Annotated in this window: 14 protein-coding genes and 1 pseudogene; all 15 read left to right on the plus strand. The window is 60.9% G+C overall.

Annotated elements, in window-relative coordinates; genetic code table 11:
- The first annotated feature begins 194 nt into the window (after nucleotides 1–194).
- Complete coding sequence (locus KBY93_RS15275) at nucleotides 195–1,592, plus strand: DUF1254 domain-containing protein (RefSeq protein ID WP_255095286.1); 1,398 nt, start codon at nucleotides 195–197, stop codon at nucleotides 1,590–1,592.
- 48 nt (nucleotides 1,593–1,640) lie between these two features.
- Nucleotides 1,641–3,059 (plus strand): DUF1254 domain-containing protein, encoded by a 1,419-nt coding sequence (locus KBY93_RS15280; RefSeq protein WP_255095287.1) that lies wholly within the window; start codon nucleotides 1,641–1,643, stop codon nucleotides 3,057–3,059.
- Nucleotides 2,965–3,249 (plus strand): DUF1214 domain-containing protein, encoded by a 285-nt coding sequence (locus KBY93_RS15285; RefSeq protein ID WP_255095288.1) that lies wholly within the window; start codon nucleotides 2,965–2,967, stop codon nucleotides 3,247–3,249. Before KBY93_RS15280 ends, KBY93_RS15285 begins: the two co-directional genes overlap by 95 nt.
- A gap of 318 nt (nucleotides 3,250–3,567) precedes the next feature.
- Nucleotides 3,568–5,340: an N-6 DNA methylase gene (locus tag KBY93_RS15290; protein WP_255095289.1), complete on the plus strand. Its 1,773-nt coding sequence runs from the start codon at nucleotides 3,568–3,570 to the stop codon at nucleotides 5,338–5,340.
- Nucleotides 5,337–6,527, plus strand: coding sequence for a restriction endonuclease subunit S (locus tag KBY93_RS15295; RefSeq protein ID WP_255095290.1), 1,191 nt, complete (start codon nucleotides 5,337–5,339; stop codon nucleotides 6,525–6,527). The genes KBY93_RS15290 and KBY93_RS15295 overlap by 4 nt, the downstream gene beginning before the upstream one ends.
- Nucleotides 6,528–6,591: 64 nt before the next feature.
- The gene (locus KBY93_RS15300; RefSeq protein ID WP_255095291.1) at nucleotides 6,592–6,912 is read left to right on the plus strand and encodes a nucleotidyltransferase family protein; all 321 of its coding nucleotides are present in this window, start codon (nucleotides 6,592–6,594) and stop codon (nucleotides 6,910–6,912) included.
- Nucleotides 6,899–7,153, plus strand: a complete 255-nt coding sequence (locus KBY93_RS15305) for a DUF86 domain-containing protein (RefSeq protein ID WP_255095292.1) — start codon at nucleotides 6,899–6,901, stop codon at nucleotides 7,151–7,153. Before KBY93_RS15300 ends, KBY93_RS15305 begins: the two co-directional genes overlap by 14 nt.
- 324 nt (nucleotides 7,154–7,477) lie before the next feature.
- On the plus strand, nucleotides 7,478–7,702 hold the full coding sequence (locus KBY93_RS15310) for a ribbon-helix-helix protein, CopG family (RefSeq protein WP_255095293.1): 225 nt from the start codon (nucleotides 7,478–7,480) through the stop codon (nucleotides 7,700–7,702).
- On the plus strand, nucleotides 7,699–8,043 hold the full coding sequence (locus KBY93_RS15315; protein ID WP_255095294.1) for a type II toxin-antitoxin system PemK/MazF family toxin: 345 nt from the start codon (nucleotides 7,699–7,701) through the stop codon (nucleotides 8,041–8,043). Before KBY93_RS15310 ends, KBY93_RS15315 begins: the two co-directional genes overlap by 4 nt.
- 21 nt (nucleotides 8,044–8,064) lie before the next feature.
- The gene (locus KBY93_RS15320) at nucleotides 8,065–8,289 is read left to right on the plus strand and encodes a hypothetical protein (protein WP_255095295.1); all 225 of its coding nucleotides are present in this window, start codon (nucleotides 8,065–8,067) and stop codon (nucleotides 8,287–8,289) included.
- 22 nt (nucleotides 8,290–8,311) lie between these two features.
- On the plus strand, nucleotides 8,312–8,548 hold the full coding sequence (locus KBY93_RS15325; RefSeq protein ID WP_255095296.1) for a hypothetical protein: 237 nt from the start codon (nucleotides 8,312–8,314) through the stop codon (nucleotides 8,546–8,548).
- 4 nt (nucleotides 8,549–8,552) lie between these two features.
- Nucleotides 8,553–8,972, plus strand: coding sequence for a PIN domain-containing protein (locus KBY93_RS15330; protein ID WP_255095297.1), 420 nt, complete (start codon nucleotides 8,553–8,555; stop codon nucleotides 8,970–8,972).
- Between the two features lie 88 nt (nucleotides 8,973–9,060).
- The gene (locus KBY93_RS15335) at nucleotides 9,061–9,423 is read left to right on the plus strand and encodes a nucleotidyltransferase domain-containing protein (protein ID WP_255095298.1); all 363 of its coding nucleotides are present in this window, start codon (nucleotides 9,061–9,063) and stop codon (nucleotides 9,421–9,423) included.
- Nucleotides 9,413–9,799 (plus strand): HEPN domain-containing protein, encoded by a 387-nt coding sequence (locus KBY93_RS15340; protein WP_255095299.1) that lies wholly within the window; start codon nucleotides 9,413–9,415, stop codon nucleotides 9,797–9,799. Before KBY93_RS15335 ends, KBY93_RS15340 begins: the two co-directional genes overlap by 11 nt.
- A pseudogene (locus KBY93_RS15345) lies at nucleotides 9,796–10,533 on the plus strand (DEAD/DEAH box helicase family protein); the annotation flags it as partial. The gene KBY93_RS15340 and the pseudogene KBY93_RS15345, both read left to right, overlap by 4 nt.
- Between the last annotated feature and the right edge of the window lie 131 nt (nucleotides 10,534–10,664).

The following is a 10,664-nucleotide window of genomic DNA, read 5'->3' on the forward strand; positions in this document are numbered from 1 at the left end:
ACTGATCAGATCCAGATCAGTTGCGGCAGCGGCGGTTTCGGGCACAGGAAGGAGGCGATACCACCGAGCGAACCCCATGCCGGCAGCTCAGGCCAGTGCGCCTGTGACACACTTTGAATCAGCCCTGAGGAGCGTACCCACAAAGCCTGGCTAATCTTGATTCGGGCTAGAGACAAGCATTCAGGACAAGAACGATGGACACAGAAAGGCTGTCGACACCGATCGGGGATTTTGACTTTGTTCTGGATGGGTATCCAACCAAAGAGACCGCCCAAAAGCTGTTCGATGCGCTCGATTATCAGCGCGCCTGCCAGGCCTACCTTGACTTTATGCCGGCAATGTCGATGTATTCCTTGCTTGAGGGGCAGGAAAGAGGTTGGGGTTGTAAGGAATGTTCTGACCTGGCGGTGGCCGCCGATTTGCTATCCGCCATCCCGCTGGTTTTGACCGGCAATACGGAAAGCGTTTATTTTGCCTGTAATGTGGACCTCAAAAAAGATGGCCCCACGGTGGTTGAAATCCCACCGCAGGTCTTGGGGATGGCCAACGATGCCTATTTCCGGTATGTCATTGATTTTGGCATGGCTGGCCCGGATCAGGGGCAGGGGGGCAAATATCTGCTGCTTCCGCCAGATTATGAAGGTGACGTGCCGGAAGGTTATTTTGTCGCGCGTTCGCGCACCTACAGAGTTTGGGTCATGGCGCGTGCCAGCCAACAGATCAGCGGCATGGGCGAACAGGCCATCCAGTGGTATGGCGATCATTGTGCGGTCTACCCGTTAAAGGATGGCTACAGAAGGCCCAATATCATGAATTGCGGCAGCATGTCGGCAGATACCACCCACCCCAATGATCTCCAGTATTTCGTCAACCTCGACCAGGTGATTCAATACGAGCCGACGGCGGCATTTGCGCCAGAACAGTTGGGGCTGTTGCGATCGCTGGGTATCGAGAAGGGCAAGACGTTTGACCCCGACGAGCGCATGAAGCAGATCCTCGATACGGCGGCCAAGACCGGGTTGGGTATGGCCAGGGCCATTGCCTATCAATCGCGCGAACCGGAAGCGAAAGTGTATCCGGATCGCAATTGGGAATATATCTTTGTGGGCGGTAGCCACGAATTCTTGAGGAATGGCGCTAGCAACCTCGATGCCAGAACCTTGTACCACTTTACTGCCATTTGCGTGACCCCGGCGATGGTAAACAAGGTGGTTGGTGTCGGATCTCAGTACTTGAGCGCCTATGTGGATGCCGACGGCGATTACCTGGATGGCGGCCAAACCTACAAGTTACACCTGCCGCCCAACATTCCCATCAACAAATTCTGGTCGGTGACGTTATACGATCCCATGACACGCTCGCTGCTGCAAAACGGCATGCCTAAGCCCAGCATCAGCCAATTTGATGGGCCGGAACAGAATGCTGATGGTTCCTATGACCTCTATTTTGGCCCTAGCGCACCAGCAGTCAAGGAAAGGAACTGGGTGCAGACGGTTCCTGGCAAAGGTTGGTTCACTTACATTCGCCTGTACGGCCCTCTGGAGCCTTTCTTCGATCAAACCTGGCGGCCCGACGACATCGTGAAAGTCTGAACGTCGATATGGCATTACCAACGATTCGATATTTACAAGGACAAACCCATGAACAAAGAGACAACACAAGGAATCATCGCCGCTGCGACTCAGCCAGTGTCTTTGGATGCGCGTCCCGGGACGTTTCCTGAAATCAAGCGACAGGTTTTGCAGCATCGCGCCATCGAGGCAATCATCTGGGGGATGCCGGCAGTCAACCGTGATCTCATGTACCAGGCGATGCTGCGCGAGACCGCATGCCGGGACAACCAGATGCTGTATTGGTCGCGCTTGCTCGATTGGAAGACCCAGACACTCACGCCCAACACCGATGTCATCTATTTCACGCCCTACTTTGATTCGAAAGAGGTGGGGCCGATTGTGCTGGAGATCCCCCCAGCCGATGACGGTGCCATCGTCGGCCACATCATGGATGCCTGGCAGATGCCGCTCGAGGACATTGGTGTGGCTGGTGTAGACCAGGGTAAGGGCGGAAAATACCTTATCCTGCCACCGCGCTACAACGAGAAGGTTCCTGAGGGATACATCGTTTTGCCGTCGCTGACCTACAAGGGATATGCACTCATCCGGTCCGTCCTGAAGAGCGGTAGCGAGGAAGACCTGGCCAAGGCGGTGGAATACGGCAAGCGGATGAAGATCTACCCCTTGTCGCAGGCACAGGCTCCGCCCCCCACCGTGTATGTGGATGCGGCTGGCGTGCTCTACGATTCGACCATACCCTATGACATCCGCTTTTTTGAGTCGCTGGACCGTATCGTTCAGTACGAACCCTGGCTGGAGCGCGACCGGACCCTGATCGATACGTTGCGCATGATCGGCATTGAAAAAGGAAAGCCGTTCGCACCGGACGCGGAGTGCACCAAACTGCTCAATGAGGCAGCCGCGCAGGGGCATGCGTTCCTCGACGGGACGTACAAGGAAGTGGTCAGGGGAGGCGCTTTCGTCAAGGGTAGCCGGTGGTCCTTTCCTGAGTCCATTGGACTCGTCTTCAAAGCGTCCCAGGAGCAGTTTGCGGATCCGAACCTCTATCCGGTCGATGCGCGAGGACTGCTGTTCTCTTTTATTTTCTTCACGCCCAAGCGGATGGGTGAAGGCCAGTTCTACCTGATGGCCATTGACGACAAAGAGGGCCAGACGCTTGACGGCGGAAAGACTTACCGGCTCAACATCCCGGCCAATGCTCCCATCCGGCAATACTGGTCGGCTACGATCTACGACTTTAAGACCCACGCCCTCATCCGCGAGATATCTCATGCAGCGCGTTCTTCCCAGAGCCCAGGATTGCAGGTCAATGCGGACGGATCGGTGGACCTGTACTTCGGCCCCAGAGCGCCGGAGGGTAAAGAGTCGAACTGGACCCCCACTGATCCCAATGGGGAATTCGAGATCCTGTTCAGGTTCTACGGTCCCCTGCCATCGCTCTTCGACAAGACGTGGGTGCTGCCAGACGTCGAACGCATCGAGTGACCAGCCGAAACAGAACGCCGACGGCTCGGTCGACGTATGGTTCGGCCCGAAGGCGCCACCCGGCATGGAGAACAACTGGGCGCAGACGATTCCCGGCAAGGGCTGGTTCATGATCCTGCGCCTTTATGGCCCGCTGCAGCCTTTCTTTGACCATCCCTGGAAACCGGATGATATTGTCAAGATTGGGTAATTGAGTACTTATTTTAGTAGACTAACTAAAAAGCAAGCTAACCCAAGCTGCACTTGACCGGGGCTGTGCCCCGCGGGTAAGTGGCGCGATTTCTTACATTTTTGTTTGGGGCAAAGTAGCGTCAGGGTCAAATACGCCCCGGCAAGTGAGCAAATCGTACATATCGCCCCCCCAGTACCAAGGCTGATTCTCTCCCCCGAGCAGCTCATCCCTGTGTGCATTTCCCTGCCTCATCCCCCGGGCGGAGACCATCGACGGTGAGCCTTGCCCAGCCCGCGTGCCTGCTGGCATCCTGAGGTGACAGAACTCCTCCACCCGTTGACCGACGCCGCTGAAAGCCCGCAGAGCGTCGCCGGCGGCAACGATGACCTCCACGACGAGTTCCTCGGCGCCCTCGAAGCCCTGGGCGGATCAGTGGGCAACGGTCGCCTGCGGGAGACGCTGGAATGGGACGAGGCCAGCTACGAAGCGGTGAAGGGCGACCTGCTGAGTCGCAGGCTGATCGTGCCCGGCCGCGGGCGCGGTGGCTCGGTGGCCCTGGCAGATGGGTCTCAAGGCCATGGCACCAGCCCTTCCCGCTCCAGCCGCGCCCCGAGCGGTTCCCGCGCCGCCGCCCCCAGCTCGTTTGAGCAGGCCTTCCGCGCCATCGACGACTGCCTGCGCAAGGAGGCCGGCTGCGGCACCGAGCTCGACTACACCGAGCAGACCTCCTGGCTGCTGTTCCTCAAGTACCTCGACGGCCTCGAAGACGACCGGGCCGCCGTGGCCGCCCTGGAGGGCCACAGCTACACGCCCATCCTGGCGGAGCCCTACCGCTGGAACAGCTGGGCGGCACCGAAGAACGCCAGCGGCCAGCTCGATCACCACGCCGCCCTCACCGGCGACGACCTGCGCGACTTTGTGAACCAGCGCCTGTTCCCCTACCTGGAGCAGTTCAAGCAGCGCGCCAGCGGGCCGAATACGATCGAGTACAAGATCGGTGAGATCTTCGGAGAACTGCGCAACAAGATCTCCAGCGGCTACAACCTGCGCGAGATCATCGACCTGATCGATGGCCTGCGCTTTCGCTCTCAGGCCGAGAAGCATGAGCTCTCGATGCTCTACGAGGAGAAGATCAAGCGCATGGGCAACGCCGGCCGCAACGGCGGTGAGTACTACACGCCCCGGCCCCTGATCCGCGCCATTGTGCGGGTGGTGAACCCGCGGATCGGTGAAACGGTCTACGACCCGGCGGTGGGATCGGCGGGGTTTCTGTGCGAGGCGTTTGAGTTCATGCGCCAGGGTGGCGCCACCTGCCGCGAGCTCAGCACCGGCGATCTCGACACGCTGCAGAGCCGCACCTTCACCGGCAAGGAGAAGAAGAGCCTCGCCTATGTGATCGCGATCATGAACATGATCCTGCACGGCATCGAGGCTCCGAAGATCATCCACGCCAACACCCTCACCGAAAATCTCAGCGATGTGCAGGAGAAAGACCGCTTTGATGTGATCCTCGCCAACCCGCCTTTTGGTGGCAGCGAACGCAAGGAGGTGCAGCAGAACTTCCCGATCCGCAGCGGTGAAACGGCGTTTCTGTTTCTGCAGCACTTCATCCGCCTGCTGCGGGCCGGCGGCCGTGCCGGGGTGGTGATCAAGAACACGTTTTTATCCAACACCGACAACGCCTCGGTGGCCCTACGCCAGAAACTGCTGGAGGAGTGCAACCTGCACACGGTGCTGGATTGCCCGGGCGGCACCTTCCAGGGGGCGGGGGTGAAAACGGTGGTGCTGTTCTTCGAGAAGGGCGCACCCACCCGCAGGGTGTGGTTCTACCAGCTCGACCCCGGTCGCAATCTGGGGAAGACCAACCCGCTCAATGACCGCGACCTGGCGGAATTTGTGGAGCTGCAGAAAACCTTTGCCGATTCAGCCAAGAGCTGGAGCGTTGCTGCAGACACGATCGATCCCGCAAGCTTTGATCTTTCGGTGAAGAACCCCAATCGGGGCGAGGCTGTGACGCACCGCAGCCCGCAGGAGATCATGGAAGAAATCGTCGCGCTCGATGCCGAGAGCGCGGACGTGCTGGCAACCATCAAGGGGCTGCTCGCATGAAGATGGGGTGGCCGACAAAGTCACTTGCCGAGGCTTGCCAGATAAAGCCGCCTAAGTCCGAAGCTCGCGGCAAACTTTCCGACTCAGACTTGGTTTCTTTCCTGCCAATGGAGGCAATGGGCATTGACCAAATGCTCGTCGTTCCGAATCAAGCGAAGCCCCTAAGCGAAGTCGCTGGCAGCTACACCTACTTCTCAGAAGGCGACGTGCTGCTGGCGAAAATCACACCGTGTTTTGAGAACGGGAAACTAGGCATCGCGTCCGGTCTCATGAACGGGGTCGGTTTCGGTTCAAGCGAATACATGGTGTTCCGTCCGGACAACTCGGTTAGTAAGGAATGGCTGTATTACTTCCTTTCGCGGGAGGCGTTCAGAATCGAGGGCACAGCGCGAATGAGTGGAGCAGTCGGACACAAGCGGGTCGCCAAAGAGTTCATCGAGACATATCCCATTCCTGTCCCCCCGCTGGCCGAACAGCAGCGGATCGTCGGGGTGCTGGACGAAGCGTTTGCAGGGCTCGCCACTGCCCATGCCAACGCCGCAAAGAACCTCCAAAACGCCCGTGCGCTCTTTGAAAGCCACCTCCAATCCGTCTTTACTCAGCCGGGTGAGGGGTGGCTGGAGATGACTATCGGTGACGTTTGTCAGTTTGTCGGCGGTTCTCAGCCGCCAAAGTCCGTCTTCTCAAAAACCAAGAGCGTGGACAATATTCGGCTCATCCAGATTCGTGACTACAAGAGTGACAAGCACGTCGTCTATATTCCGCGGGCTCAGGCCAGACGATTTTGCAGCGCCGACGACGTGATGATTGGCCGATACGGCCCACCGCTGTTTCAAATCCTGCGCGGGTTAGATGGTGCATACAACGTGGCGCTGATGAAAGCTGTGCCGGATGAATCAAAGATTTCTCGCGACTTTCTTTTCTACTTTCTGAAGCACTCGACGATTCTGGAATACGTCATCTATCACTCCAGCCGGGCGGCAGGTCAAATTGGGGTGACGAAAGAAACGCTCGAACCCTACCCGATTTCGCTGCCCTCATTGAGCGAACAGAAAAAGGTAGTCGCCAATATCGACGCCCTCGTCACCGAAACCCAACGCCTTGCGGGCATCTACGAGCAAAAGCAGGCGGCGCTGGCGGCGTTGAAGCAATCGCTGATGCATCAGGCGTTCAACGGCGAGCTCTGAGTCCGGCCCAAGGACACATCCCAGGCATCGCACCTAGGATTGCGCCACCAGCCTCGCCGCTGCCATGACGGCATCCGTTGCTCACCCTTGCACGAGCCGCGCTGAGGTTTTGGCAGTCCTGCGTGAGCACTTCCCAGGTCTGGCCATGGAGTTCAAGCTCAGCAGCCTGCAGCTGTTTGGCTCCTTCGCCACGGATGAGGCCACGGCCAGCAGCGACGTGGATCTGCTGGCGAGCTTCGCCGAGCCCATCGGTTTCGGCTTCATCCACCTGGCTGATCGCCTGGAAGGCCTGCTCGGTCGCCAGGTGGATCTGGTGGCCGCCGACGGGATCAAGGAGAACCGCCGCTCCTTCATTCTGAGCAGCCTGGTCCATGCCGCGCCGTGACTTCTGCGCTGACACACGAACGGTGGATGCCGTCGTCCGCAACCTTGAAATCATCGGCGAAGCCTCTGCAAGCATCCCCGACGATCAGAAGCTTCTCAGGCCTGAAATCGACTGGCGCGCCATCAAGGGCCTGCGCAATCGCATTGTCCATGAATACTTCGGCCTCAGCCTATCGGTGATCTGGGCTGTTGTTCAACAGGATCTCCCATCGTCGGCGCAGCAGCTGCGGGAGTGGCCATGAGAATCCTGCAGTCTTTCCCCGACCATGAACTGATCCCCTACACGCGAAACCAGAGTCGACACACCCCCAGATTCCATCGACTCACCTGACTGGCAGGCGGATGTCCTGGTTGAGCGCAACGCGCCCATGGACACCTGCATCGTGGCTCCGCTCACCACCGCACGCTGGATCGTGACCGGTTGGTGAAGCGACTCGGGGTGCTGGCTGAAGGCCCCCTGCTGTAGGTGCTGGCCGTGCTCCAGGCGAAGCTTGCCCGTCGTCATTCACAACGGCCCCGGCCCCGATCCGCGCTAGCGTTGAACAAAGCGTTCTACAGGTGAGGCCATGGCCCTGGGCGTGCGCGTCGAGCCAGAGCTGGAGCGCCAGCTTGATCAGCTGGCACAGCAGCTGGGCAAGACCCGCAGCGCCTGCATCCGCGAGGCCATCAGCCACTATCTGAGCCGCCATGGCAACGCTGCCGAGGCACTCAGGCAATCGGAACACCTTGCGCAGGTGGAGCCGCCGCACTGGAGTGAGCAGCTGCCCGACTGGAACGACTGGACCGCATGACACCAGCCGTTCTGTGCCGCGGATCGGTGGTGACTGTGGCCAGCCCCGGTGTGTACTCCGGAAAGCCACGACCAGCGGTGGTGGTCCAGGCGGATCGCTGGCTTCAGGCCCATCCCAGCGTCACCCTCTGCCCGCTCACCAGCACCCTCCGGCAGGCTCCCCTGGTGCGCATCGCCGTGGAGCCCTCTGGGCGCAATGGCCTGCGCAAGTCCTCCCAGCTGATGCTCGACAAACTCTTCACCGTGCCGGTCCAGGCGGTGGGTGAGGTGGTGGGGCAGCTGAAGCCCCAGGTGCTGGTGGATCTGGATCTGGCCCTGCGGGGTTGGCTGGAGCTCCCCTGAGGGATGCGCCAGACTCCCCCCATGAGCGCCTCGGCCCGCCCCTCCAGCACTTCCTACGTGGTGGATGAGTCGCTGCTGCGCACGATCGCGGCCGAGATCCAGGCGGCGATTCCCGGCGCCGAGGTGCGCCTGTACTCCTGCGGCTACGGTTCCGGCGCTCGCGGCACCGAGCGGCCCGATTCCGATCTGGATCTGCTGCTCACCGACCCACCACGCAACGCCTGTGCTGCACGGATCCTGTGCTAAGCCAGAAGGAATGGCGCTGAACATGGCCAACCTCACTCTCAGCCTCGATCCTGCTCTGTTGCACCAGGCCCGCGCCTGTGCCCTCCAGGAGCACACCACCGTGAATGCCCTCGTGCGCAATTTTCTGCGCAGCTATGTCGATGGCCGCAGCCGGCGCCTGGAGGCCCTCGATGCCCTCGATGCCCTGGCGGAGCGCACCTCAAGCCGGAGCACCGGCACCTGGACCCGAGAGTCGCTGCATTCCCGCCAGGAGAGCTGAGCGCTTGAGGGTTTTCATCGACACCAACCTCTGGGTCTATCGCCTGGATCACCGGGAGCCCGTCAAGGCCAAAGCGATCCAGCGCTGGCTGCGCACGCTGGCCTCCGGCCACGAGATCGTCGTGAGTACCCAGGTGTTGATCGAATTGCGCTCCGTGATCAGTCGCAAATTCAAACCCGCCTTCTCCGCAGACGACATCCGCCTGGCCCTTGAAGCGTTGGCGAACTTCGAGGTGGTGGCCACCGAAGGGAATCTGGTGCTCGATGCCCATGCCCTGGCCGTCAGCGAAGGGTTGGCCTGGTTCGATGCCCTGATCGCTGAAGCCGCCATCCGCAGCGGATGCCAGGTGCTCTACAGCGAAGACTTCAGCCATGGCCGCCTGTTTTCAGGCGTTGAGGTGTGCAACCCGCTGCTGGAGGCTTGAGCGGGGCGGATTCGCCATTCAAGGCCTATGGCCGGCGCCTGCAGTCCGCCCGTCGCTGAGATCGCCTGGATCGGTCAGACTCTCCTTCATGACAGCCCCAGCTCGCTCCTCCAGCGATCACGACGTGGTGGATGAGCCGCTGCTTTTCACCATCGCGGCCGAGATCCAGGCGGCCATTCCTGGCGCTGAAGTGCGCCTGTTTGGCTCCCGCGCCCGCGGCACCGCCCGGCCCGACTCCGATCTCGATCTGCTGGTCACCGTGCCCGATGCCTGGCTGGCCACGCACTCACGCTTTGAGGAAACCGGCCGCCTGGCCTGGCGTCTGGCCCATCACAGGCTCCCCATCGATCTGCTCCTGTATTCCCAGCAGGAGGTGGCCCACCATCGCCTTGCACGCCAACACGTGGTGACGGAGGCCTATCGCACCGGTAGGACACTCCATGCAGGATGACTTCCGCCGCGAGGCCGAGCGGATGCTGCGGATCGCCCATCGAGATCTGAAGACCGTTCAGGCCATGCTCGAAGCAGGCGGTTTCGATGAATTGACCTGGGGGTTTCACCTCCAGCAGGCGACAGAGAAAGCGCTGAAGGCGTGGATTTCTAGCCTTGGTCAGGAGTATCCCTACAGCCACGATCTGGCTCTCCTGCGCCGCCTCATCGAAGACTGTGCTGGGGTCACCTCACGCTTCGCCACCCTCGATCAGCTCAGCCCGTTTGCGGCCCAATTGCGCTACTCCGACGACCCCGAACCGCTCCACCTCGACCGGATCCACTGGAACCAGCTCTGCGCAGACCTGCTCGCCCACGTGGGCAGCCTGCTGGCGTGAACGAAGCCGAAACCCGCGCCGAGTTGATCGATCCGCTGCTGGTTGCGGCGGGTTGGGGCGTGGTGGAAGGCAGCCGCATCCGCCGCGAGTTTTCGATCACCCCCGGCCGGATCGAAGGCGGCGGCCGCCGCGGCTGGCAGCTCACCGCCGACTATGTGCTCACCTACCGCAACACCCAGCTGGCGGTGGTGGAAGCCAAGGCCGACACGGCCCCACTCAGCGAAGGCGTGGGCCAGGCCAAGGATTATGCCGACAAGCTGCAGATCCGCTTCACCTACGCCAGCAATGGCAAGGGCGTCTATGCCATCGATCGGGCCACGGGCGAGGAGGCGGAGGTCGCCGGGTTCCCCTCGCCGGCAGAGCTCTGGGCGCGCACCTTCGCCGAGGAGAACGCCTGGCGGGATCGCTTCGCCGCCATCCCCTACCCCGACAAGGGCGGCAGCTGGCAGATCCGCTTCTACCAGGACATCGCCGTGACCCGCGTGCTGGAGGCCATCGCCTCCGGCGGCACCCGCCTCCTGCTCACCCTGGCCACCGGCACCGGCAAAACCTCGATCGCCTTTCAGATCATCTGGAAGCTGTTTCAGGCCCGCTGGAACCTCTCCGGCCAGCCCAGCCGCCGGCCCCGCATCCTGTTTCTGGCCGATCGCAACAACCTCGCCGATCAGGCCTTCAACGACTTCACCGGTTTTGCTGCCTTCGAAGACAACGCCCTGGCCAGGATTGAACCTGAGGCCCCAGGGCTGATTCAAAGTGTGTCACAGGCGCACTGGCCTGAGCTGCCGGCATGGGGTTCGCTCGGTGGTATCGCCTCCTTCCTGTGCCCGAAACCGCCGCTGCCGCAACTGATCTGGATCTGATCAGT

The sequence above is a fragment of the Synechococcus sp. J7-Johnson genome, assembly GCF_024345795.1.
Lineage (GTDB): Bacteria > Cyanobacteriota > Cyanobacteriia > PCC-6307 > Cyanobiaceae > Regnicoccus_A.

Bases quoted from the DNA above. Each gene is read 5' to 3' on its own strand.
- KBY93_RS15325 (WP_255095296.1), top strand. From the start codon at position 8,312: ATGGCCAACCTCACTCTCAGCCTCGATCCTGCTCTGTTGCACCAGGCC.
- KBY93_RS15340 (WP_255095299.1), top strand. From the start codon at position 9,413: ATGCAGGATGACTTCCGCCGCGAGGCCGAGCGGATGCTGCGGATCGCC.
- KBY93_RS15305 (WP_255095292.1), top strand. From the start codon at position 6,899: ATGCCGCGCCGTGACTTCTGCGCTGACACACGAACGGTGGATGCCGTC.
- KBY93_RS15285 (WP_255095288.1), top strand. From the start codon at position 2,965: ATGGGGAATTCGAGATCCTGTTCAGGTTCTACGGTCCCCTGCCATCGC.
- KBY93_RS15275 (WP_255095286.1), top strand. From the start codon at position 195: ATGGACACAGAAAGGCTGTCGACACCGATCGGGGATTTTGACTTTGTT.
- KBY93_RS15310 (WP_255095293.1), top strand. From the start codon at position 7,478: ATGGCCCTGGGCGTGCGCGTCGAGCCAGAGCTGGAGCGCCAGCTTGAT.
- KBY93_RS15295 (WP_255095290.1), top strand. From the start codon at position 5,337: ATGAAGATGGGGTGGCCGACAAAGTCACTTGCCGAGGCTTGCCAGATA.
- KBY93_RS15335 (WP_255095298.1), top strand. From the start codon at position 9,061: ATGACAGCCCCAGCTCGCTCCTCCAGCGATCACGACGTGGTGGATGAG.
- KBY93_RS15280 (WP_255095287.1), top strand. From the start codon at position 1,641: ATGAACAAAGAGACAACACAAGGAATCATCGCCGCTGCGACTCAGCCA.
- KBY93_RS15320 (WP_255095295.1), top strand. From the start codon at position 8,065: ATGAGCGCCTCGGCCCGCCCCTCCAGCACTTCCTACGTGGTGGATGAG.
- KBY93_RS15300 (WP_255095291.1), top strand. From the start codon at position 6,592: ATGACGGCATCCGTTGCTCACCCTTGCACGAGCCGCGCTGAGGTTTTG.
- KBY93_RS15315 (WP_255095294.1), top strand. From the start codon at position 7,699: ATGACACCAGCCGTTCTGTGCCGCGGATCGGTGGTGACTGTGGCCAGC.